This is a genomic window from Citrobacter sp. MGH100 (assembly GCF_001034465.1).
GTDB classification, from domain to species: Bacteria; Pseudomonadota; Gammaproteobacteria; order Enterobacterales; family Enterobacteriaceae; genus Citrobacter; species Citrobacter youngae.
Genome location: NZ_KQ089802.1, coordinates 476,011 through 499,495 on the forward strand (window position 1 = coordinate 476,011; position 23,485 = coordinate 499,495).

General features: G+C 51.2%; 22 protein-coding genes. 8 read left to right on the plus strand and 14 right to left on the minus strand.

The window, feature by feature from the left end; translation table 11 throughout:
* Positions 1-48: 48 nt before the first annotated feature.
* The 10 genes from atpA to asnC all read right to left on the minus strand — a co-directional run bounded on the left by atpA (position 49) and on the right by asnC (position 8,771).
* Complete coding sequence (gene atpA / locus SK32_RS20075; RefSeq protein ID WP_003827026.1) at positions 49-1,590, minus strand: F0F1 ATP synthase subunit alpha; 1,542 nt, start codon at positions 1,588-1,590, stop codon at positions 49-51.
* 12 nt (positions 1,591-1,602) lie between these two features.
* On the minus strand, positions 1,603-2,136 hold the full coding sequence (atpH, locus tag SK32_RS20080) for a F0F1 ATP synthase subunit delta (RefSeq protein ID WP_048213786.1): 534 nt from the start codon (positions 2,134-2,136) through the stop codon (positions 1,603-1,605).
* Between the two features lie 14 nt (positions 2,137-2,150).
* Positions 2,151-2,621 carry a F0F1 ATP synthase subunit B gene (gene atpF / locus SK32_RS20085; RefSeq protein ID WP_040232304.1) on the minus strand — a complete coding sequence of 157 codons (471 nt, stop codon included), beginning with the start codon at positions 2,619-2,621 and terminating at the stop codon, positions 2,151-2,153.
* Between the two features lie 59 nt (positions 2,622-2,680).
* Positions 2,681-2,920 carry a F0F1 ATP synthase subunit C gene (atpE, locus tag SK32_RS20090; protein ID WP_000429386.1) on the minus strand — a complete coding sequence of 80 codons (240 nt, stop codon included), beginning with the start codon at positions 2,918-2,920 and terminating at the stop codon, positions 2,681-2,683.
* Between the two features lie 46 nt (positions 2,921-2,966).
* Positions 2,967-3,782, minus strand: coding sequence for a F0F1 ATP synthase subunit A (atpB, locus tag SK32_RS20095; RefSeq protein WP_005121454.1), 816 nt, complete (start codon positions 3,780-3,782; stop codon positions 2,967-2,969).
* An 8-nt stretch (positions 3,783-3,790) separates the two neighbouring features.
* Complete coding sequence (gene atpI, locus SK32_RS20100) at positions 3,791-4,171, minus strand: F0F1 ATP synthase subunit I (RefSeq protein ID WP_048213787.1); 381 nt, start codon at positions 4,169-4,171, stop codon at positions 3,791-3,793.
* A 614-nt stretch (positions 4,172-4,785) separates the two neighbouring features.
* The gene (gene rsmG, locus SK32_RS20105) at positions 4,786-5,409 is read right to left on the minus strand and encodes a 16S rRNA (guanine(527)-N(7))-methyltransferase RsmG (RefSeq protein ID WP_048213788.1); all 624 of its coding nucleotides are present in this window, start codon (positions 5,407-5,409) and stop codon (positions 4,786-4,788) included.
* A gap of 102 nt (positions 5,410-5,511) precedes the next feature.
* Positions 5,512-7,401: a tRNA uridine-5-carboxymethylaminomethyl(34) synthesis enzyme MnmG gene (gene mnmG / locus SK32_RS20110; RefSeq protein ID WP_048213789.1), complete on the minus strand. Its 1,890-nt coding sequence runs from the start codon at positions 7,399-7,401 to the stop codon at positions 5,512-5,514.
* A gap of 372 nt (positions 7,402-7,773) precedes the next feature.
* Positions 7,774-8,223 carry an FMN-binding protein MioC gene (mioC, locus tag SK32_RS20115; RefSeq protein WP_048213790.1) on the minus strand — a complete coding sequence of 150 codons (450 nt, stop codon included), beginning with the start codon at positions 8,221-8,223 and terminating at the stop codon, positions 7,774-7,776.
* Between the two features lie 89 nt (positions 8,224-8,312).
* The gene (gene asnC / locus SK32_RS20120) at positions 8,313-8,771 is read right to left on the minus strand and encodes a transcriptional regulator AsnC (RefSeq protein ID WP_003023780.1); all 459 of its coding nucleotides are present in this window, start codon (positions 8,769-8,771) and stop codon (positions 8,313-8,315) included.
* 151 nt (positions 8,772-8,922) lie between these two features.
* Here asnC and asnA point away from each other — a divergent pair, with 151 nt between their 5' ends.
* Entirely contained in the window at positions 8,923-9,915 is a 993-nt protein-coding gene (asnA, locus tag SK32_RS20125) for an aspartate--ammonia ligase (protein WP_005121446.1), read from the plus strand.
* A gap of 3 nt (positions 9,916-9,918) precedes the next feature.
* On the opposite strand, the gene viaA is transcribed toward asnA, so the two are convergent.
* Together viaA and ravA are read right to left on the minus strand one after the other, a co-directional pair.
* Positions 9,919-11,370 (minus strand): ATPase RavA stimulator ViaA, encoded by a 1,452-nt coding sequence (gene viaA / locus SK32_RS20130; RefSeq protein ID WP_048213791.1) that lies wholly within the window; start codon positions 11,368-11,370, stop codon positions 9,919-9,921.
* Positions 11,364-12,860: an ATPase RavA gene (gene ravA, locus SK32_RS20135; RefSeq protein WP_048213792.1), complete on the minus strand. Its 1,497-nt coding sequence runs from the start codon at positions 12,858-12,860 to the stop codon at positions 11,364-11,366. Before ravA ends, viaA begins: the two co-directional genes overlap by 7 nt.
* 331 nt (positions 12,861-13,191) lie before the next feature.
* Between ravA and kup the strand changes: the two genes are divergently transcribed.
* The 7 genes from kup (at position 13,192) to rbsR (ending at position 21,138) form a co-directional block, all read left to right on the plus strand.
* Positions 13,192-15,060 (plus strand): low affinity potassium transporter Kup, encoded by a 1,869-nt coding sequence (gene kup / locus SK32_RS20140; protein WP_048213793.1) that lies wholly within the window; start codon positions 13,192-13,194, stop codon positions 15,058-15,060.
* 192 nt (positions 15,061-15,252) lie between these two features.
* Positions 15,253-15,672, plus strand: coding sequence for a D-ribose pyranase (gene rbsD / locus SK32_RS20145; RefSeq protein WP_003023766.1), 420 nt, complete (start codon positions 15,253-15,255; stop codon positions 15,670-15,672).
* Between the two features lie 7 nt (positions 15,673-15,679).
* Positions 15,680-17,185 carry a ribose ABC transporter ATP-binding protein RbsA gene (gene rbsA, locus SK32_RS20150; protein ID WP_003023764.1) on the plus strand — a complete coding sequence of 502 codons (1,506 nt, stop codon included), beginning with the start codon at positions 15,680-15,682 and terminating at the stop codon, positions 17,183-17,185.
* 5 nt (positions 17,186-17,190) lie between these two features.
* The gene (gene rbsC, locus SK32_RS20155; protein WP_003826999.1) at positions 17,191-18,156 is read left to right on the plus strand and encodes a ribose ABC transporter permease; all 966 of its coding nucleotides are present in this window, start codon (positions 17,191-17,193) and stop codon (positions 18,154-18,156) included.
* A 24-nt stretch (positions 18,157-18,180) separates the two neighbouring features.
* Entirely contained in the window at positions 18,181-19,071 is an 891-nt protein-coding gene (gene rbsB / locus SK32_RS20160) for a ribose ABC transporter substrate-binding protein RbsB (RefSeq protein ID WP_003023760.1), read from the plus strand.
* Between the two features lie 141 nt (positions 19,072-19,212).
* Positions 19,213-20,142, plus strand: a complete 930-nt coding sequence (gene rbsK / locus SK32_RS20165) for a ribokinase (RefSeq protein ID WP_048213794.1) — start codon at positions 19,213-19,215, stop codon at positions 20,140-20,142.
* 3 nt (positions 20,143-20,145) lie between these two features.
* Entirely contained in the window at positions 20,146-21,138 is a 993-nt protein-coding gene (rbsR, locus tag SK32_RS20170) for a ribose operon transcriptional repressor RbsR (protein ID WP_086523518.1), read from the plus strand.
* On the opposite strand, the gene mdtD is transcribed toward rbsR, so the two are convergent.
* Together mdtD and SK32_RS20180 are read right to left on the minus strand one after the other, a co-directional pair.
* A complete protein-coding gene (mdtD, locus tag SK32_RS20175; protein ID WP_048213795.1) occupies positions 21,104-22,531 on the minus strand; it encodes a multidrug transporter subunit MdtD in 1,428 nt (475 codons plus the stop codon). The genes rbsR and mdtD overlap by 35 nt on opposite strands.
* Before the next feature lie 3 nt (positions 22,532-22,534).
* Complete coding sequence (locus SK32_RS20180; protein WP_048213796.1) at positions 22,535-23,239, minus strand: FadR/GntR family transcriptional regulator; 705 nt, start codon at positions 23,237-23,239, stop codon at positions 22,535-22,537.
* Positions 23,240-23,485: the final 246 nt, after the last annotated feature.

Consider the following 23,485-nt stretch of genomic DNA (forward strand, 5'->3'; position numbering starts at 1 on the left):
GCTTCTCCTCAATGCCTTGCGGTCCGCCCTAAGACAGACCGCCAGACGTTACCAGGACTGGGTTGCTTTGAAGGAATCGAGGATAGCTTTCAGCTTGCCTTCGATTTCATCGTTATAGCCACCGGACTGGTTAATCTCTTGCATCAGCGGAGCGTGATCACGGTCAACGTAAGCCAGCAGAGCGGCTTCGAAGCTACCGATTTTCGCCAGTTCCACATCTTCGAGGTAACCGCGTTCAGCCGCAAACAGCACCACGCCCTGCTGTGCAACAGACATTGGGGCATACTGTTTCTGCTTCAGCAGTTCAGTTACTTTCTGACCGTGGCTCAGCTGCTTACGCGTAGCTTCGTCAAGGTCGGAAGCGAACTGAGAAAACGCTGCCAGTTCACGATACTGTGCCAGCGCGGTACGGATACCACCGGACAGTTTCTTGATGATCTTGGTCTGCGCTGCGCCACCTACACGGGATACGGAGATACCCGGGTTAACTGCCGGACGAATACCGGAGTTGAACAGGTTGGTTTCCAGGAAGATCTGACCATCGGTAATGGAAATTACGTTGGTCGGAACGAACGCGGAAACGTCACCCGCCTGGGTTTCGATAATCGGCAGAGCGGTCAGGGAGCCAGTTTTACCTTTAACTTCACCATTGGTGAATTTCTCAACGTATTCCGCGTTAACGCGGGAAGCACGTTCAAGCAGACGGGAGTGGAGGTAAAATACGTCGCCCGGGAATGCTTCACGTCCTGGTGGACGACGGAGCAGCAGGGAAACCTGACGGTAAGCAACAGCCTGTTTGGACAGGTCATCATAAACGATCAGTGCATCTTCACCGCGGTCACGGAAGTATTCGCCCATTGCGCAACCAGCATAAGGTGCCAGATATTGCAGTGCAGCAGATTCAGACGCGGTCGCCACAACAACGATGGTGTTGGACAGTGCGCCGTGTTCTTCCAGTTTACGAACCACGTTAGAAATGGTGGACGCTTTCTGGCCGATAGCCACATACACACATTTGATGCCGGAGTCACGCTGGTTGATGATGGCATCGATTGCCATCGCGGTTTTACCGGTCTGACGGTCACCGATGATCAACTCACGCTGACCACGACCGATTGGGATCATGGCATCAACGGATTTATAACCGGTCTGTACCGGCTGATCTACGGACTGACGTTCGATTACGCCTGGTGCGATAACTTCGATTGGCGAGAAGCCATCGTTATCAACCGGACCTTTACCGTCAATTGGGGAACCCAGAGTGTTCACCACACGACCCAGCAGGCCACGGCCAACCGGAACTTCCAGAATACGACCCGTACACTTAACCTTCATGCCTTCGGCGAGGTCAGCGTATGGACCCATCACAACTGCACCTACGGAGTCGCGCTCCAGGTTCAGTGCGATAGCATAACGGTTACCCGGCAGAGAGATCATTTCCCCCTGCATACAGTCAGCAAGACCGTGGATGCGGATAACACCGTCACTTACAGAAACAATAGTACCTTCGTTGTGAGCTTCACTCACAACACTGAACTGAGCAATGCGCTGCTTGATCAGTTCGCTGATTTCGGTGGAATTCAGTTGCATGCTCCAGTCCCCTTAAGACTGCAAGACGTCTGCAAGGCGCTCAAGACGGCCGCGTACGCTGCCATCAATGACCATATCACCCGCACGGATGATTACGCCTGCCATTACAGACTTATCGATTTTGCAATTCAGCTTAACTTTGCGTGACAGACGTTTTTCCATCGCTGCACTAATCTTCGTAAGCTGTTCATCACTCAGTGCATTGGCAGAAGTGACTTCTACCTCAGAGATAGCCTCACTGGCTGCACGCAGGTGAATAAACTGCTCAAGAACATCCGGGAGCGCATTAAGACGGTTATTTTCAGCCATTACCTTAATCAGGTTCTGGCCATTTTCGTCCAACTGCTCACCGCAGATTGCGATAAACGACTCAGCGAGCGTTTCCGGCGCCAGCGCGCCAGAGAGAAGCTCTGCCATTTGTTCGTTCTTCGTCACCTCAGCGGCAAACGTCAGCATATCCTGCCAACGGTCAACGCTTTGGTGCTCAACGGCAAAGTCAAAAGCTGCTTTGGCGTAGGGGCGAGCTACCGTAATAAATTCAGACATCAGCCCCTCCCTCCTTACAGTTCAGCGACAAGTTTGTCCACGATGTCGCTGTTAGCAGCTTCATCCACGGAACGTTCGATGATCTTCTCGGCGCCAGCAACAGCCAGGACAGCAACTTGCTTACGCAGCTCTTCGCGAGCACGTTTACGCTCGGCGTCAATTTCCGCCTGCGCTTGTGCCACGATTTTAGTACGTTCCTGCTCTGCTTCAGTTTTAGCTTCGTCCAGGATCTGAGCGCGGCGTTTGTTTGCCTGCTCGATAATTACCTGAGCTTCCGCCTTCGCTTTTTTCAGCTGGTCAGTCGCGCTGGCCTTTGCAAGGTCAAGATCCTTATGTGCTCGTTCAGCAGAAGCAAGACCGTCAGCAATTTCTTTTTGACGTTTTTCGATGGCTGCCATTAATGGCGGCCATACGTACTTCATGCAGAACAGAACGAACAGGACAAACGCGATGGCCTGGCCGAGGATTGTTGCGTTAAGATTCACAGCACAATGCCTCTATCTAGTTAACGTTCTGATATTGCTCTTAATTCAAGCAACGCTTACTACGCGACAGCGAACATCACGTACAGACCCAGACCTACAGCGATCATCGGGATAGCATCCACCAGACCCATAACGATAAAGAACTGAGTACGCAGCAGAGGAATCAGATCAGGTTGACGCGCTGCGCCTTCCAGGAATTTACCCCCGAGGATGCCGATACCGATCGCAGCACCGATTGCCGCCAGACCCATCATCACAGCGGCAGCCATGTACAGCAGATCCATATTCAGGTTTTCCATGACAGTCTCCAGTTTGTTTCAGTTAAAACGTAGTAGTGTTGGTAAATTAATGCTCTTCAGACGCCATCGACAGATAGACAATCGTCAGAACCATGAAGATGAAGGCTTGCAGCGTGATAATCAGTATGTGGAAAATGGCCCACGGCACATTCAGAATCCACTGTGACCACCACGGCAACAGACCAGCAATCAGAATGAAAATCAGCTCACCAGCGTACATGTTGCCGAACAGTCGCAGACCAAGAGAAACTGGTTTGGACAGCAGGCTTACCCCTTCAAGGATTAAGTTGACAGGAATGAACGCCCAGTGATTGAACGGCTGCAGCGTCAACTCTTTCGCGAAGCCGCCGATGCCTTTCATTTTGATGCTGTAGAACAGAATCAGGATAAACACGCCCAGCGCCATCGACAGGGTGATGTTTACGTCCGCAGACGGAACCACGCGCAGCGCCGGCAGGCCCAGTATATGCTCAGCAATATACGGCAGCAGGTCGATTGGCAGTAAATCCATCAGGTTCATCAGGAAGACCCAAACGAAGATCGTCAGGGCAAGCGGTGCGATAACCTTGCTTTTGCCATGGTACATGTCTTTGACACTGCCATGAACAAAGCCGATTACCAGCTCAATCGCGGTCTGAAATTTCCCTGGTACGCCGCTGGTTGCCTTTTTAGCAACGCTACGGAACATAAGCAGGAACAACAGACCCAGCACCACCGAGAAGAACATGGAGTCAATATTGAGTGTCCAGAAGGTGGCTGGGGGGTTATGCGGATCTACCAGCGAGAAAGTACGCAGGTCCAACTGAAGGTTATTCAGATGGTGCCCTATGTATTCCTGCGGCGTCATATTTTCAGAAGCCATGATGCCTTTTACCCTTTGTTGTTAATTACAGCCGGTGCCAGTATCTGAACCACCAGCACCAAAACCCACGTAACGATCAGCGGTAAGAACACCGCCTTCAAAACCGCCAACGCCACCACAAGCAAAACCAGCATAGCTAACACCTTGAAGGCTTCGCCGAAAGCGAACGTCCAGGCCACTCGGCCCTTTGCTGGTGTATGTGCCTGGTGACGCCAGGCAAATATCATAAACAACATATTAGGCAGTAACACTGCCAATCCCCCGCACAATGCGGAGATGCCCCAGAAAGGGTCTTTGAGGCTAAACAGCAATCCACTTGCTATTACCGCCAGAAGCTGTGTGAGCAAAAGCTTACGAGCAACGTTTCGACTCAAGAGCGACATAGACATCACGTTTTTACTCCTGCTCCCTTCGAGGTATGCCGCGTGTCGTATAAAACGTTCTTTATGGCTTAGAGTCAAGCATCAAAAAGCGGTCAAATTATACGGTGCGGCTTCGTGATTTCAAACAATAAGTAGCTAAAAAGTGAATAAATGTTTAAATATTTTTCTCCAGGCCACATTTATTACTTTTCGGCAAACTGTGAACGATCATGCAAAACTGCAAAAGCCGCGTAAACACTGGCTGCAAAGCGTGCATCAGATCACATATTAAGCATATTCGCCCCTGCACTATTTATTTACTTGGCAAATGATGCCATTTCAACTTTTTGATATTTAAGCCTAAAATCCGTTACTGTTTTAAAAATAGCGAATAACAACAAAAAAACCACCCATTGACATTTATAATAAAAAATTAACACAAGCGGTGATTCTTTGATTCTATTTTTAGCAGGCTGATATTTTCACAGTTGACTTGTTTCACTTTTAACAAAAAACGGTACGTTATAGTTATGATGCAAAACCGTAAGACATTAGTGAAATGTAACGACATTTAACCACACTATTCCCTATGACTTTTAACACCTGAAGAGCCGTTTTTTTTCTATTTTTTTTGATAAAAATTAAATTTTGTTTGGCTTAATAACCACCAAATGACGCTCACCATCCAGTTGCGGAACCCGTAATTTTACAACTGATTCGACGCTGAACGCCGCAGGCAATGTGGCGATCTCATCTTCCGGTAATTGCCCTTTTAAAGCATAAAAACGCCCGTTTTGACCAGGCAAATGGTGGCACCAGCTCAGCATGTCGTTAAGAGACGCAAAAGCACGACTTATCACGCCATCAAAAGGCGGCTCGGAAGGGAATTCTTCTACCCTGCTTTGCACTGGAGTGATGTTATCCAGTTTAAGTTCATGTTGTACCTGACGCAGAAAACGTACGCGTTTTCCCAGACTATCCAGCAGAGTAAAATGCGCCTCAGGACGCACGATAGAAAGAGGAATTCCTGGTAAGCCCGGTCCTGTGCCGACATCAATAAAACGCTCGCCTTGCAGATGGGGGGCGACAACAATGCTGTCCAGAATATGGCGCACCAGCATTTCGTTGGGATCCCGCACCGATGTCAGGTTGTACGCTTTATTCCATTTGTGCAGCATATCGACATACGCAATCAGCTGATTTTTCTGGTGATCGGTAAGAGAAATACCAGCATCAGCCAGCAGACGAGAGAGTTTGTTGAGCACGGTCGTTACCTGTTAATAATCAATGACCCGATAAGCTATAGCGTATCGGGTCGACAAATTTGCAGGGCGGGCAAGCGAAACGCCCCCGCCCAAATAGTGTGATTAAGCGCTACGGCGCAGCATACCTTGTTTTTTCAGCCAAACCAGCAGAATGGAGATGGCGGCAGGCGTGACACCTGAAATGCGCGATGCCTGGCCGATTGACACCGGTTTGTGATCGTTCAGCTTGGCAATAACTTCATTCGACAAACCGGAAACCTGACGATAATCCAGAGTCGCAGGCAGCAACGTATTCTCGTTACGCTGTTGTCTTTCGATTTCATCCTGCTGACGGGCAATATAACCTTCGTACTTAACCTGAATTTCAACCTGTTCAGCCGCCTGAGGATCATCAAGCGCGGGTGCAAACGCAGATAAAGAGGTCAACTGAGCATAGGTCATATCCGGGCGACGCAGCAGATCTTCACCACTGGCCTCGCGTGACAGAGGCGTAGCCAGGTGAGCATTCACTTCTGCTGCAGATTCGGCAAGCGGGTTCACCCAGGTAGATTTCAGACGCTGGCGTTCTTGTTCGATGCGTTCCAGTTTTTCATTGAAGCGCGCCCAGCGTTCATCCCCCACCAGACCCAGTTCACGACCAATTTCGGTCAGACGGAGATCGGCGTTATCTTCGCGCAGCATCAAACGGTATTCCGCGCGTGATGTGAACATGCGGTACGGTTCTTTCGTGCCCAGCGTACACAGATCGTCCACCAGCACACCAAGATAAGCCTGATCGCGGCGCGGCGCCCAGCCGTCTTTGTCAGCAGACAAGCGTGCGGCGTTCAGACCCGCCAGCAAACCTTGCGCAGCGGCTTCTTCATAACCGGTCGTACCGTTGATCTGACCAGCAAAGAACAGACCCTGGATGAATTTGCTTTCCAGAGTAGGTTTCAGGTCGCGCGGATCGAAGAAATCATACTCAATCGCGTAGCCAGGACGGACAATTTTGGCATTTTCCATCCCCTGCATGGAGCGGACAATTTGCATCTGCACGTCAAACGGCAGGCTGGTGGAAATACCGTTCGGGTAAATTTCGTTAGACGTCAGTCCTTCCGGTTCAAGGAAGATCTGGTGCTGGTTACGATCGGCAAAGCGCATCACTTTGTCTTCGATCGACGGGCAGTAACGTGGGCCGATACCTTCGATCACGCCTGCGTACATCGGGCTACGATCGAGGTTATTACGGATCACATCATGGGTTTTCTCGTTAGTATGCGTGATGTAGCACGGCATCTGGCGCGGATGTTGAGAAACATCGCCAAGGAACGAAAAGACCGGCATTGGGTTATCGCTGTTTTGCTGGCCAAGTACGCTGAAATCGATGGTACGCGCATCTATACGCGGCGGTGTGCCGGTTTTCAGACGGCTAACGCGCAGCGGTAGCTCACGCAGGCGACGTGACAGTGGGATAGACGGCGGATCGCCAGCACGGCCACCGCTGTAGTTGTCCAGACCAATGTGAATTTTCCCGTCGAGGAAAGTCCCTACGGTTAATACAACCGCTTTGGCACGGAACTTCAGACCCATCTGAGTCACTGCACCGACAACACGATCGTTTTCAACAATCAGATCTTCAACCGCTTGCTGGAAGATCATCAGATTCGGCTGGTTCTCCAACGCAGTACGTACAGCCTGACGATAGAGCACGCGATCCGCCTGAGCACGGGTGGCGCGAACTGCCGGGCCTTTGCTGGCGTTTAGTATTCTAAACTGGATACCAGCATGGTCAATTGCGGTTGCCATCAGGCCGCCAAGTGCATCCACTTCTTTTACCAGGTGTCCCTTCCCAATGCCGCCAATCGCCGGGTTACAGCTCATCTGTCCCAGAGTGTCGATATTGTGTGTCAACAGCAGGGTCTGTTGACCCATTCGCGCCGCGGCCATTGCAGCCTCGGTGCCTGCATGACCCCCGCCAATGATGATGACGTCAAAAGGATCCTGATAAAACATGGTAATTGCCTCGCATAACGCGGTGTGAAAATGGATTGAAGCCCGGGCCGTGGATTCTACTCAACTTTAGTCGATGGAGAAAGACCTCGGATCCTGGGTATTAAAAAGAAGATCTTTTTATTTAGAGATCTGTTTTATTGTGATCTCTTATTAGGATCGCAACTATCTGTGGATAAGGGCGATCCTTTGAATAAGATCAACGGGTTGTTGAGGATCATTAGCTGTGAATGATCGGTGATCCTGGTCCGTATAAGCTGGGATCAGAATGAAGGGTTATACACAACTCAAAAACTGAACAACAGTTATTCTTTGGATAACTACCGGTTGATCCAAGCTTTTAACCAGAGTTATCCACATAAAAAAGTACGATCTTTACAAATCTCTGAGCAATGGATGCCAGGATCCCAGCCAAATCTCTGCCGGATCTTCCGGAATCTCATGTTCCAGTACGTTGATCCTGAGCGTTTCACCGATCTGTTTCGCCCCGCAGGCCTTCAGTTCAGCTTCCAGCTTGTCAATCGCACCGCAGAACGTGTCATATTCGCGGCTACCAATGCCGATGGCACCAAAGCGTACCTGCGAAAGATCCGGTTTCTGCTCACGCAATGCGTCATATAAAGGTTGCAGGTTATCCGGAATGTCTCCCGCACCGTGCGTTGAGCTGATAACCAGCCAAACCCCTTGAGTCGGAACCTCGTCGAGCATCGGTCCATGCAGTATTTCGCTGGAAAAACCGGCGTCATCCAGCTTTTCTGCCAGATGTTCTGCTACATATTCCGCACTGCCAAGCGTGCTGCCGCTGATAAGAGTGATATCTGCCATTGATCGCTACCTCGATGAAGAGGCAGCATTGTACGCTGTGAGCGAGTTGGGATCTACCTGTGGAAAAATAGGGGATTAAAAAAAAGCGATCAGGGCTTGATGGTACGCATGATCGGGTTCTGCAAGACGATCAAGGTTTCAGTGGACTGAATTTCATCAATTGTTTGGATCTTGTTGATAAGTACCTGTTGCAGGGCATCGATAGATTTACACATTACCTTAATAAAGATGCTGTAGTGCCCGGTGGTGTAATACGCCTCGGTCACTTCATCGAGACTTTCCAGTCTGGCCAGCGCTGACGGATAGTCTTTTGCACTTTTCAGGATAATGCCGATAAAGCAGCCGACGTCATAGCCCAGTTGTTTTGGACTGACATCAATTCGCGCACCGGTAATAATCCCAGCCTGCTTCATTTTTTCTACACGAACGTGAATTGTCCCCGGGCTGACGCCGAACTGTTTAGCTAATTCAGCGTAGGCGGTACGGGCATTTTCCATCAGGGCGTCAAGAATGCCGCGGTCCAGATTGTCGATCTGATAATTTTCCATAGGTTTTTCTTATGTAGATTAATGATTCACTCTATTTTAGACGTTATTTTTAACGAATCAAAATTGAAGTCGGCTTTTTGTTTGTGGATTATTGAATATTACCTCCATTCTGTTGCTTAATCATGGGCAACAGGACACAGGAGTACACATAATGAAAACCGCTTACATTGCCAAACAACGTCAAATTAGCTTCGTAAAATCTCATTTTTCTCGCCAGCTGGAAGAGCGTTTAGGTCTGATCGAAGTTCAGGCACCGATCCTCAGCCGCGTAGGAGATGGCACGCAGGATAACTTGTCGGGCTGTGAAAAAGCGGTGCAGGTGAAGGTTAAAGCATTGCCGGACGCTCAATTCGAAGTGGTTCATTCCCTGGCGAAGTGGAAGCGTCAAACGTTAGGACAACACGACTTTAGCGCAGGCGAAGGGCTGTACACGCACATGAAGGCCCTGCGTCCCGATGAAGATCGCCTCTCCCCGCTGCACTCAGTGTATGTTGATCAGTGGGACTGGGAGCGCGTGATGGGCGACGGTGAGCGTCAATTTTCCACTCTGAAAAGCACGGTAGAGGCTATCTGGGCGGGAATTAAGGCCACCGAAGCTGCGGTAAGCAAAGAATTTGGTCTGGCACCGTTCCTGCCAGAGCAGATCCACTTTGTGCATAGCCAGGAGCTGTTATCTCGTTATCCGGATCTTGACGCAAAAGGTCGTGAACGTGCGATTGCAAAAGAGCTGGGCGCGGTGTTCCTGGTCGGGATCGGCGGCAAACTTAGTGACGGCCACCGTCATGACGTTCGTGCTCCGGATTATGATGACTGGAGTTCAGCGTCCGAACTGGGTCATGCCGGTTTGAACGGTGATATTCTGGTCTGGAACCCGGTACTGGAAGATGCGTTTGAACTGTCTTCTATGGGGATCCGCGTGGATGCCGATGCGCTGAAACACCAACTTGCTCTGACCGGAGATGAAGATCGCCTGAGTCTGGAGTGGCACCAGGCACTGCTGCGCGGTGAAATGCCGCAGACCATTGGTGGCGGTATTGGGCAGTCACGCCTGACGATGCTGCTGCTGCAGTTGCCGCACATTGGCCAGGTTCAGTGCGGTGTGTGGCCTGCACAGGTCCGTGAAAGCGTCGCATCTCTGCTGTAAAAATTAACGCCGCCAGCGTCTGAGCAGGCGGCTTCGCATCCCGGTATCAAAGCGCCAGATATGATCGAAAATGCGCATGATGCCGGGTTTGCCATGTGCAGACATCGCCACAGCATGAAAACGATGCTGGTGCACTCGCTGCAATTCCCCCACTTTATTGACAACTTCATCAGGTAATCGCTGAGCGATAAAATCTGAGATCACCACCGCATCGGCATCAAACCATTCCCGACCCTGCATGCGTTCAATAATGGCGCGAAAACAGCTGGCAATATCAGTGCCGCCACGAAAGCGCTGACTTAAAAAGCGGATCGCCTGTTCGATACCCTCCGGACCGGATAGCTCATAGCGCACGACTTCTGTTGAAAACAGCATAATGAAACAGCGCCGGTTATCGGCAAGGGCGACGCGCATTAGCGCCAGGCAAAAGGCTTTCGCACACTGTTCGTTAAATCCGCCCATCGAACCCGAGGTATCGACACAGACAATAAAGGGCCCACGAGGCTGCTCGTCAAAATCCTGGTGGATAACCGGCCGCTCCGTGACTTTCTCGCGCCAGGCTTCTCCATGCAGGCGGTATGTCAGGAGCTGCTTTTCCACCAGCCGCCGATAGAACTCATATTCCAGTTCGGTAATACCCAACGTGGCCAGTTCGGGGGGAAGTAAACGCAGGATATCATCGCTTTGTTGAATGCCATCCACCTGCTCCGGGACGGTGGCCGGTTCACGCACCAGCGTACGGAATGTTTCCATTGGCGCGTCTTTACGCGGCACGGATTTCGCTTCTCTGGAGCGCCCCAACTGTTCGGCCAGGCGCTGGAGTTCGGGTTGTTGCGTCAGAAATTCACCGTATTTCACCATCAACTGATAATCACCGCGCTTGATTTGGCCCGCACTCATATCCCACAAACGACCCGCTGCGTTGTCATTTTCCGCCAGCACAGGTTCCAGTTGACCACTGAGCGTCATCCGTTCCTGCACTTCACTGAGCAACTGTTCGCGTTCTTCTTCCAGTAGCTGCTGATTAAGCGTGGTGGTTTGAACCACCAGGCTCAGGCGCCAGCGCTGGAGAAAGAGAGTATGCAGTGCGGGCGTAAAAGTACTGTTGTCATCAACCAGTTGCTGCGCTTGCCCAGCCCATGGCGAGTGGAGTCGGTGCAGGAGCGCTAATATTTGCGGTAGCTGGACGATAAACTGCGGAGTGGAGAGGAGCTGACTTTGCTGATAGCACATGACCTCTTCTGTGAGCTCCGGCGGTACGTGGGTATCTTTGAGGCGGTTACGTAACGCTTCGCGCCAGCGGGGAACATCGTCAGTAATCGCTTTTTTTAGCCGGGGAAATTTTTTGAAAAAGACCGCCATCTGCGGGGAAGCCAGCAGTGCGATGATCATCTCTTCAATCATCCCCTCTTCGCCGACCGCCAGCATGATATTTAGCGTATCAAGGGTCAGCATTGTTGTGCCTGTCGGATCTGTGTACCGACGTCCTGCAGGCTGGCTTCAATGCGGCCTAACCAGTCACTATGAATAAACAGACATTTTTGCTGTTCACTAAATTCGCTGTGCTGCTGGTGCCATTCGTTGTCGAGCGCTTCAAGTTGCTGCTTTATCTCACTGGGCATGCTTTCTTCTGATGCACCGGGTAGTGCCAGGCGAGAACCTTGCAAACTGACGTCGCGCACGACCAGGTGCTGAGCGCTGTCGACTTCCATATTCAGCGTCTGGGCAAATCCGATACCGTTTAATTTTCCGCGGATCTCACCGCCTTTAGTCAGCCACTGCTCCAGAGCGCCTCGTTCAAAGGCAATATGGATAACCTCCATATCGTGCAGTTTTAGGGGTTTTTGCAGTAGCAGCGTCAGTACGGAAGTGTTGGCTTCCGGCGGTAAATCATAATGAGGACGGCGGCTGAACATGCCACCCTGACGAATTACCGTGAAGGCCGTTTTATCACTTTGCTGCTGCTGTAGCTGGATGCGGCGCTGCATTATTGCCCCAAGGCGAGTCAACATTGCCTGCTGCTGCCAGGCGTGCCCGGTCATCAATATTTCGATTTGTTGCTGCATCAGATTCAGGCTTTGCGCGTCATACCACAGGCAATCTTTCAGCAGAATAAGGTCGATAGGCGCAACGGCATCGCGCCCGCTAAAGAAGGCGCTGGCCTGGAGTAAGCGGATTGCTTTTTTCCAGCGACGGTCAGATACGTAGGGGGCGTTCGGTAGCGCATCCAGTTGCTGGCGCAGGGTGAAAATCAATTCAAATACACGATCGGGAAGCGTGATTTTGCCAATGTCTTTTTGCCACTGGTAGTACTCTTCATCGGTCACTTGTAACGTTGTTGGAACGGGGTTGTCACTTTCATCCTGCTGGCTTAACAGCATGGACCGGAAGTTGGCCTTGTCCTGTACTTTATCCAGCCACAGGCGAATCAGCATACGGTCGTACAATGCTTCCAGGCTGCTGTCTGCTTCAGGTAGTTCGTTGGAGGCCGCGACCAGCAGGCGCATCGGGATTTTCTCCTCGTGTGCGCCGTTGCGGAAGTGGCGTTCGTTAATGGCGGTTAGCAGGGTGTTGAGAATGGCCGGGCCTGCTTTCCAGATTTCATCGAGAAAAACAATTTCGGCTTCAGGAAGATAGCCTGCTGTTAAGCGCTCATAGCGACCTTCGTCTTTAAGCGCCTGAATGGATAGCGGGCCAAAGACCTCTTCAGGTGTTGAGAAGCGCGTCATCAGATATTCGAAAGCACGGGCATTTTTAAAGGCAAACTTCAGTCGGCGAGCGATTAAGCTTTTCGCTATCCCAGGAGGGCCTAATAAGAAGACGCTCTCGCCGCTGAGCGCGGCCAGCAGACAAAGGCGAATGGCGTGACTACGTTCATAAAGTCCCTTTTCCAGCGCATTGCTCAGACGGGAAATTCTTTCCGCTAATAAATGTGGGTGAGCCATAATGAAGTGGCGTCCTTTCGCCAAATGTACCGCGTTAAACAGCGAGTATAGATGTTTCGCCCCTGGGCTGTAATAGACTGAAGGCGCGTTTATTTTTCTTTGAGCCAGATTAATCTGGTCTCATTTAGGGGTACGATTTTGCGATTAATCGTGCATACTGTGCGCCTTTTTGTGGGCCAAGGGACGACGCACACATTTCTTATATATACACCATATCAATCAAGCTGCACCAAGGCGGCAATGGAGTTATTCCCTGGGATGGGCGGAATAACGAATGCAGCCAACGCGGAGGTAGCTTGAACGATGATGTGTATAAACGAAAGACGAGTCTATGAGCACTGATAATAAGCAATCATTGTCTGCGATTACCCTCGCGGCCATTGGGGTTGTCTACGGTGATATTGGTACCAGCCCACTTTATACGCTTCGTGAATGTTTGTCCGGGCAGTTTGGTTTTGGCGTTGAACGTGATGCCGTGTTTGGTTTTCTCTCGCTGATTTTCTGGCTGCTGATTCTGGTTGTTTCCGTTAAGTATCTGTCATTTGTTATGCGTGCTGATAACGCCGGGGAAGGTGGGATCCTGACGTTGATGTCGTTGGCCGGGCGTAATACGTCGGCGCGAACGACCTCGATGCTGGTGATTATGGGATTGATTGGCGGCAGCTTTTTCTATGGCGAGGTGGTGATTACGCCAGCCATTTCGGTGATGTCGGCGATTGAAGGTCTGGAGATTATTGCTCCACAACTGGACACCTGGATTGTTCCTCTCTCTATTATCGTACTTACCCTGCTGTTTTTGATTCAAAAACACGGTACCGGCATGGTCGGTAAGCTGTTTGCGCCGATTATGCTGATATGGTTCCTGGTACTTGCCGTGCTGGGTGTACGCAGCATTATTGCAAATCCGGAAGTGTTGCATGCCCTAAATCCGTATTGGGCTGTTCATTTCTTCCTGGAATTCAAAACGCTGTCCTTTATTGCGCTGGGCGCGGTGGTGCTGTCGATTACCGGTGTTGAAGCGCTGTATGCGGATATGGGCCACTTCGGTAAGTTACCGATTCGCCTTGCATGGTTCTCCGTCGTATTGCCTTCGCTGGTTTTGAACTATTTTGGTCAGGGTGCATTGCTGTTAAAGCATCCTGAAGCGATCAAAAACCCGTTCTTCCTGCTGGCACCGGACTGGGCACTGATTCCGCTGCTGATCCTTGCCGCGCTGGCGACGGTAATCGCTTCGCAGGCGGTTATCTCCGGCGTATTCTCACTGACGCGCCAGGCTGTGCGTCTGGGGTATTTATCGCCGATGCGGATTATCCATACTTCAGAAATGGAATCGGGTCAGATCTATATTCCTTTCGTAAACTGGATGCTTTATTTCGCCGTGGTTATCGTGATCGTGAGCTTTGAGCACTCCAGTAATCTGGCTGCTGCGTACGGTATTGCGGTAACGGGAACGATGGTACTGACGTCCATTCTGTCGACGACCGTGGCGCGGCAAAACTGGCACTGGAATAAATACTTCGTCTTCCTGATCCTGGTTGCGTTCCTGTGCATCGATGTTCCGTTGTTCTCTGCAAACCTCGATAAGCTCGTTTCAGGCGGCTGGTTGCCGCTCTCGCTGGGTCTGGTGATGTTCACTATTATGACGACCTGGAAAAGCGAACGCTTCCGTCTGTTGCGTCGCATGCATGAGCACGGTAACTCTCTGGAGGCGATGATTGCCTCGCTGGAGAAATCCCCACCGGTGCGCGTGCCAGGAACGGCGGTGTATATGTCTCGTGCGTTGAACGTCATCCCGTTTGCGCTGCTGCATAACCTGAAACATAACAAGGTGCTGCATGAACGCGTTATTCTGCTGACGCTGCGTACGGAAGACGCGCCCTATGTACACAATGTACGTAGAGTGCAGATTGAGCAATTGTCGCCTACCTTCTGGCGCGTGGTGGCCAGCTACGGTTGGCGTGAAACGCCAAACGTTGAAGAAGTGTTCCACCGCTGCGGTCTGGAAGGCTTAAGCTGTCGGATGATGGAAACCTCCTTCTTCATGTCGCACGAGTCGTTGATTGTCGGCAAACGACCATGGTATCTGCGCCTGCGTGGCAAGCTGTATCTGCTGCTACAGCGCAATGCGCTGCGCGCGCCGGACCAGTTTGAAATCCCACCGAACCGGGTTATTGAACTCGGTACGCAGGTCGAGATTTAATGTTGTTAACGCCCTCTTTCATCGTGAAAGGGGGCGTTTTGTTTGACCCCTCTCAGTTTTCTTTTCATCTCATGATAATCCTTGCGAAACGTTTCGATGGTGATCACATTTTCGTAACGTCGCGGTGGTTTTCTGTCCACTCTTCGAACTACACTTATCTTCAGCGAAACGTTTCGCTAGTGGGGAAAGAAAATGAAGAAAGGCACGGTACTCAACTCTGAAATTTCATCGGTGATCTCCCGTCTGGGGCATACCGATACGCTGGTGGTGTGTGATGCAGGTTTACCCATCCCGAACAGCACAACGCGTATCGATATGGCATTAACCCAGGGCGTACCTTCTTTTATGCAGGTATTGGATGTGGTTACACGTGAAATGCAGGTCGAGGCGGCCATTCTCGCGTCGGAAATTAAACAACATAATCCGCAACTCCACGAAACGTTGCTCAGTCACATTGAGCAACTGCAACAACACCAGGGAAACACCATAGAAATTCGTTATACCACGCATGAACAATTCAAAAAACAAACCGCAGACAGTCAGGCGGTAATTCGCAGCGGAGAATGTTCTCCGTATGCGAATATCATTCTCTGTGCTGGCGTCACGTTCTGAGGCCATCATGAACGCATTACTGCAACTCAAAGGGATCGATAAAGCGTTCCCGGGCGTAAAAGCGCTATCCGGCGCCGCGCTGAATGTCTACCCAGGCCGCGTAATGGCGCTGGTGGGCGAAAACGGCGCGGGCAAATCCACCATGATGAAGGTGCTGACCGGAATCTACACCCGTGATGCCGGTTCCTTATTGTGGCTGGGTAAAGAGACCACCTTTAACGGCCCGAAATCCTCCCAGGAAGCCGGAATCGGTATCATCCACCAGGAGCTGAACCTGATCCCGCAACTCACTATTGCCGAGAACATTTTTCTCGGTCGCGAGTTTGTGAATCGCTTTGGCAAAATAGACTGGAAGAAGATGTACGCCGAAGCCGATCTGCTGCTCGCCAAACTCAATCTGCGCTTTAAAAGCGACAGGCTGGTCGGTGAGCTGTCGATTGGCGATCAGCAGATGGTTGAAATCGCCAAAGTGCTGAGCTTTGAATCGAAGGTCATCATTATGGATGAACCGACGGATGCCCTCACCGATACTGAAACCGAATCCCTGTTCCGCGTCATTCGCGAACTGAAATCCCAGGGACGCGGCATTGTCTATATTTCTCACCGCATGAAAGAGATCTTCGAGATTTGCGATGACGTAACCGTCTTTCGCGACGGGCAGTTTATTGCCGAGCGTGAAGTCGCATCGCTTACCGAAGACTCGCTGATTGAAATGATGGTGGGACGTAAACTGGAAGATCAGTACCCGCGTCTGGAAAAAGCGCCGGGTGATATTCGCCTGAAAGTCGATAATTTGTGCGGCCCTGGCGTAAACGATGTGTCATTCACGCTGCGTAAAGGCGAAATCCTTGGCGTATCGGGGTTGATGGGGGCAGGACGTACCGAGCTGATGAAAGTGTTGTACGGCGCATTGCCGCGCACCAGCGGCTACGTCACGCTTGATGGCCATGAAGTTGTCACCCGTTCGCCGCAGGATGGACTGGCTAATGGCATCGTCTATATTTCTGAAGACCGTAAACGCGATGGTTTAGTGCTCGGTATGTCGGTGAAAGAGAACATGTCACTGACCGCGCTGCGCTATTTCAGCCGTGCAGGCGGAAGCCTTAAACATAAAGATGAGCAGCAGGCGGTGGGTGATTTTATTCGCCTGTTCAATGTTAAAACGCCATCGATGGAACAGGCTATCGGCCTGCTCTCCGGCGGTAACCAGCAGAAAGTAGCGATTGCGCGCGGTCTGATGACCCGTCCAAAAGTCCTGATCCTCGATGAGCCGACGCGCGGCGTTGACGTTGGGGCGAAAAAAGAAATCTATCAGCTTATCAACCAGTTTAAGGCCGATGGGCTGAGCATCATTCTGGTCTCTTCTGAGATGCCAGAAGTATTGGGCATGAGCGATCGAATTATCGTTATGCATGAAGGGCATCTCGGCGGTGAATTCACTCGCGAGCAGGCCACTCAGGAAGTATTAATGGCTGCCGCTGTGGGCAAGCTTAATCGCGTGAATCAGGAGTAAAAAAGATGACTACCCAGGCTGTTTCTGGTCGCCGTTATTTCACTAAAGCATGGCTTCTGGAGCAAAAGTCGCTTATCGCTCTGTTAGTGCTGATCGCGATTGTTTCCACCATGAGCCCTAACTTTTTTACCGTTAATAACCTGTTCAACATTCTTCAGCAAACGTCGGTGAACGCCATCATGGCGGTCGGCATGACGCTGGTTATCCTGACGTCGGGTATCGATCTGTCCGTCGGTTCCTTACTGGCGCTGACCGGTGCGGTTGCGGCTTCGATTGTAGGGATTGAAGTCAATGCGCTGGTGGCTGTTGCTGCGGCTCTGGCGCTCGGCGCAGCCATTGGCGCGGTAACCGGGGTGATTGTCGCGAAAGGTCGCGTACAGGCGTTTATCGCGACTCTGGTGATGATGCTGCTGCTGCGCGGTGTGACCATGGTCTACACCAACGGCAGTCCGGTAAACACTGGTTTTACTGATAATGCCGATCTGTTTGGCTGGTTCGGGATTGGTCGTCCATTAGGCATCCCTACGCCGGTGTGGATTATGGGGATTGTTTTCCTCGCGGCGTGGTACATGCTGCACCACACGCGTCTGGGTCGTTATATCTATGCGCTGGGCGGTAACGAAGCGGCAACGCGTCTGTCCGGAATCAGCGTCAGTAAAATCAAAATTATCGTCTATTCACTCTGTGGGCTGCTGGCTTCGCTGGCGGGCATCATTGAAGTGGCGCGTCTTTCCTCTGCACAACCGACGGCAGGTACAGGCTATGAGCTGGATGCTATCGCCGCGGTGGTATTAGGTGGTACCAGCCTGGCGGGTGGTAAAGGACGCATTGTTGGGACGCTGATCGGCGCATTGATTCTTGGTTTCCTCAATAATGGTTTGAATTTGTTAGGTGTATCCTCCTATTACCAGATGATCGTCAAAGCGGTGGTGATTTTGCTGGCGGTACTGGTAGACAACAAAAAGCAGTAACAACGATTACAGGACATCTTAAATATGAACATGAAAAAACTGGCTACCCTGGTTTCTGCTGTTGCGCTGAGCGCCACCGTGAGCGCGAATGCGATGGCGAAAGATACCATTGCGCTGGTGGTCTCCACGCTTAATAACCCGTTCTTTGTCTCCCTGAAGGATGGGGCGCAAAAAGAGGCAGATAAGCTGGGTTACAACCTGGTTATTCTGGACTCGCAGAACAACCCGGCGAAAGAGCTGGCTAACGTTCAGGACTTAACGGTTCGCGGGACTAAAATCCTGCTGATCAACCCAACTGACTCCGATGCCGTGGGTAACGCCGTGAAGATGGCTAACCAGGCGAAGATTCCGGTTATCACCCTTGACCGCGTAGCGTCTAAAGGTGAAGTGGTAAGCCATATTGCGTCTGATAACGTGCTGGGCGGAAAAATTGCGGGTGATTACATCGCGAAAAAAGCCGGTGAAGGCGCGAAAGTTATCGAACTGCAGGGCATTGCCGGAACGTCTGCGGCGCGTGAGCGTGGCGAAGGTTTCCAGCAGGCCGTTGCGGCACACAAATTTAACGTACTGGCCAGCCAGCCGGCAGACTTCGACCGCACTAAAGGTCTGAACGTTATGCAGAACCTGCTGACCGCGCATCCTGACGTGCAGGCCGTATTTGCCCAGAACGATGAAATGGCGCTGGGTGCGCTGCGTGCGCTGCAAACGGCGGGTAAATCTGATGTGATGGTGGTTGGATTTGACGGCACTCCAGATGGCGAAAAAGCAGTAAATGATGGCAAACTGGCTGCGACCATTGCTCAGCTGCCGGATCAGATCGGCGCGAAAGGCGTTGAGACTGCGGATAAAGTCCTGAAAGGCGAGAAGGTTCAGGCTAAATATCCGGTTGACCTGAAGCTGGTTATCAAGCAGTAATACCGATTCAGGCCGCTCGCGACCTGATGGAGACATAAATACGCCATCCCTGGATCTTGTTCTGAGGATGAAAGCGTAAAAAGAAAAGCAGGGCACGCGCCACCCTAACCCGGTGGCGCACTTTGACTTGGAATACCTAACATGAAAACCGCAGGCAACCTCGTTGTTCTTGGCAGCATTAATGCCGATCACATCCTCAACCTTAACTCTTTCCCGACACCGGGTGAAACCGTAACCGGTAGTCAATATCAGGTGGCGTTTGGCGGTAAAGGCGCGAATCAGGCGGTTGCTGCAGGGCGTAGTGGCGCGAATATCGCGTTCATTGCCTGTACGGGTGATGACGATATTGGCGAAAGTGTGCGTAAACAGTTAGCTCGCGATAATATTGATATTGCCCCGATTAGCGTTATTTCGGGTGAATCGACCGGTGTGGCGCTGATTTTTGTGAATGCCGAAGGTGAGAACGTTATCGGTATTCATGCCGGCGCGAATGCTGCTCTTTCTCCGGCGTTGGTAGAAGCACAGCGTGACCGTATTGCTCAGGCGTCTGCGTTACTGATGCAATTAGAATCACCGATCGAAAGCGTTCTGGCTGCGGCAAAGATTGCCCATCAGAATAAGACTCTGGTCGCCCTTAACCCAGCTCCGGCACGTGAACTATCCGACGAGCTGCTGGCGCTGGTGGATATTATTACCCCGAATGAAACCGAGGCTGAAAAGCTGACGGGGATCCGGGTAGAAAACGATGAAGATGCAGCTAAAGCGGCGCAGGCATTGCACGCGAAAGGGATCCATACTGTACTGATTACCTTAGGGAGTCGCGGTGTGTGGGCCAGTGTAAACGGTGAAGGTCAGCGAGTACCGGGTTTTAAAGTTGACGCGGTTGATACTATCGCTGCCGGAGATACCTTTAACGGTGCGTTAATCACAGCGTTACTGGAAGAGACTCCGCTATCGGAAGCCATCCGTTTTGCACATGCTGCCGCCGCGATTGCGGTCACACGTAAAGGTGCACAGCCTTCCGTTCCATGGCGTGAAGAAATCGAAGCGTTTTTAAGTCAACAGAGGTAACGCTTGGCTACAATGAAGGACGTTGCCCGCCTGGCGGGTGTTTCCACGTCGACGGTTTCTCACGTCATTAATAAAGATCGCTTTGTCAGTGAGGCTATCACTGACAAAGTTGATGCGGCAATCAAAGAGCTTAACTATGCGCCTTCCGCGTTGGCGCGTAGTCTCAAACTGAATCAGACCCGCACTATTGGCATGTTAATCACAGCCAGTACTAATCCCTTTTACTCTGAGCTGGTTCGTGGTGTTGAACGTAGCTGCTTTGAGCGCGGTTACAGCCTGGTGCTGTGCAACACCGAAGGTGACGAGCAGCGTATGAACCGTAATCTGGAAACGTTGATGCAAAAGCGGGTAGACGGCTTGCTGCTGCTCTGCACGGAAACACATCAGCCTTCCAGAGAAATCATGCAGCGTTACCCTTCTATACCGACCGTGATGATGGACTGGTCGCCTTTTGATGGTGAAAGCGATCTGATTCAGGATAACTCCCTGTTAGGTGGGGATTTAGCCACTCAACATCTGATCGAAAAAGGGTTTACGCGCATTGCCTGCATCACGGGCCCTCTGGATAAAACACCGGCGCGTCTGCGTCTGGAAGGGTATCGCGCGGCAATGAAGCGTGCAGGGCTGGCTATCCCGGACGGTTACGAGATCACCGGTGACTTCGAGTTTGGCGGTGGGTTTGAAGCTATGCAAACGCTGTTGTCGCATAAAGACCGCCCACAGGCTGTTTTTACCGGCAATGACGCGATGGCGGTTGGAGCATATCAGGCTTTATATCAGTCTGGATTGCGTATCCCGCAGGATATGGCGGTAGTCGGTTATGATGATATAGAACTGGCGCGTTATATGACGCCGCCGCTGACAACTATTCACCAACCGAAAGATGAGTTGGGTGAACTGGCCATTGATGTGTTAATCCACCGTATGGCACAGCCCGCATTGCAGCAACAGCGCTTGCAGCTTACTCCTGTTCTGATGGAGCGGGGGTCGGTTTAGGCTTATGTCGATCTTTGATCAGATTGCGCCCATCTTTGGCTCTTAACAGCATAAACATCAGCGCCGATACGACGGTGATCGCGCCCATTGTAATAAAGGTATAGTGGAACTGTTCAACCGTATTGGTTCCTTCCATACCTTCGTAGATACGCAGAACCGCGGCACTAATGGCAACCCCTAAACTAATAGACAGCTGCTGCGTAACGGCTAAAACACTGTTGCCGCTGCTGGCATTCTCATCAGTTAAATCGGCCAGAGTAATGGTATTCATTGAGGTAAACTGGGTGGACATCGCCATACCTAAAATGAACAGTGGCAGAATTAGCATCCAGACCGGCATGGCGGGAGACTGCAAAGAGAACTGTGCAATCATCAGGCCGATAAACACTGTAATACCGACCAGCGTGGTCCGGTAGCCGAGTCGGCGCAGTACCTGTGTCACCATTGATTTCGCCAGAATTGACCCCAGCGCTGTCGGAGCCATCATGCAACCGGCAATGAGTGCCGGGTATCCAAAGCCTACCTGCAGCATCAGTGGCATTAAGAAAGGTACGCATCCCGTTCCCAGGCGAGTAGCAAGGTTTCCGGCGATGCCAACAGAAAAGGTTCGCGTTTTAAAAATAGGAAGCGCAATCAACGGTGTCGGATGGCGACGCGCATGACGAATGTAGGCGAGCAGTAGCACAATGCTGGCGAGAATAATGCCAAGTGCGACCCAACTGGCAACAAGTTTCTCGCCAAACAACTCAACACCGCTGGAAAACAGTACCAGGCTTAGACCAAAGAGAAAGAAACCGGTCATATCGAAGCCGCGGCGTGGTGTGGTGAAGTTCGGCATATATTTGCGGGCATAGAAGATACCGACTATGCCGATGGGAATATTAATCAGGAAGATCCAGTGCCAACTGGCCCACGTTACCAGCACGCCACCCAGTACCGGACCTAAAATCGGTCCAACAAGACCGGGCATGGTCACGAAATTAAGTACGGGGAGCAGTTCGCTGCGCGGGTAAGCACGCAATAATGCCAGACGGGCAACAGGCATCATCATTGCGCCACCGATACCCTGTATCACGCGGAAAACCACCAGTTCACTTAATGAGCTGGAAAGTGCACAAGCCAACGATCCCAACGTAAACAGGCTAACGGCAATCATAAATACACGTCGGGTACCAAATCGGTCTGCCAACCAACCACTTACCGGGATCAGCATCGCGACTGTCAGGGTATAGCTGATAATGGCTGATTGCATAGCAAGCGGGGAGCGGTTAAGACTATGTGCTATTGCGGGTAAGGCCGTGTTGAGGATAGTGGCATCTAATGCCTGCATAAAAAAGGCCATGGCGGCTATCCATGGCAATCCAGCCATACTGCGCGATTTCTTTTCTGACATAGATTATTTATCCGGGAGCTCGTTCGGTGCTATCAGTAATGCCTGACAGGCGGCAAAAGCGCGTTCGCCATCGCTATCTTCTATTGCATCGACAATGGCCTGGTGCAAATCCAGCTTGACCACATCGTTATAGGTAATCGACGTAAAGTAGGTCTGATAAACGGAATGGAACAATGATGCGAAGGATATCAGGAATGGATTCGCGCTCATTTCATAAATGTGCTCATGCCAGGCAATATCAACTTCAATCCAACGTTCGCGTCTGAAGTTTCTTTTCAGCTCGACCATCTCTTCCATTAATGTATTGAGATGGGCTTTCTGCTCTGCCGTACCAATGGTCGCCGCCAGTGAACAGGCTTGAGGCTCCAGGCTAATACGCATCACCAGAAAGTGTTTAATGACCTGTGGGAAATTATCTTCCGTCATCCACCAGGTGAGCAGCTCCTGATCGAGGAAGTTCCAGTTTGCCTGCGGCATAACGCGTGTACCAATACGTGGGCGCGGTAATACCATACCTTTAGCCGTTAATGTCTTAACTGCCTCTCTTACCGCAGTTCGGCTTACGCCAAACTGATCGCCCAGCTCAATTTCACCTGGCAGGATAGCGCCGGGTGCGTATTCACCTTTTAATATTCTCTGAGCCAGCTTTTCTGCCAGAACATAGGAAAGATTCTTTTGGGCAGCTATCTGTTGGGCATTTAAAGGCATGAATGTTCTTCCTTACGCTTTTTCTTATTCATTAGTATGCCATCAGGGAGTGTGATTGCGGCTGCAAAAACGGCAAATTGCTTATTTTATGGCATGTTAATGGTGGTTTTGGTGAAAAAACACGCATTCGGAAAGTTATTTTAAATTTCCCCTTGTCAGTCTGAAATAACTCCCTATAATGCGCCTCCACTGACACGGAACAACGGCACGCAAGCCGCCGGGTCAGCGGGGTTCCACTGAGAACTC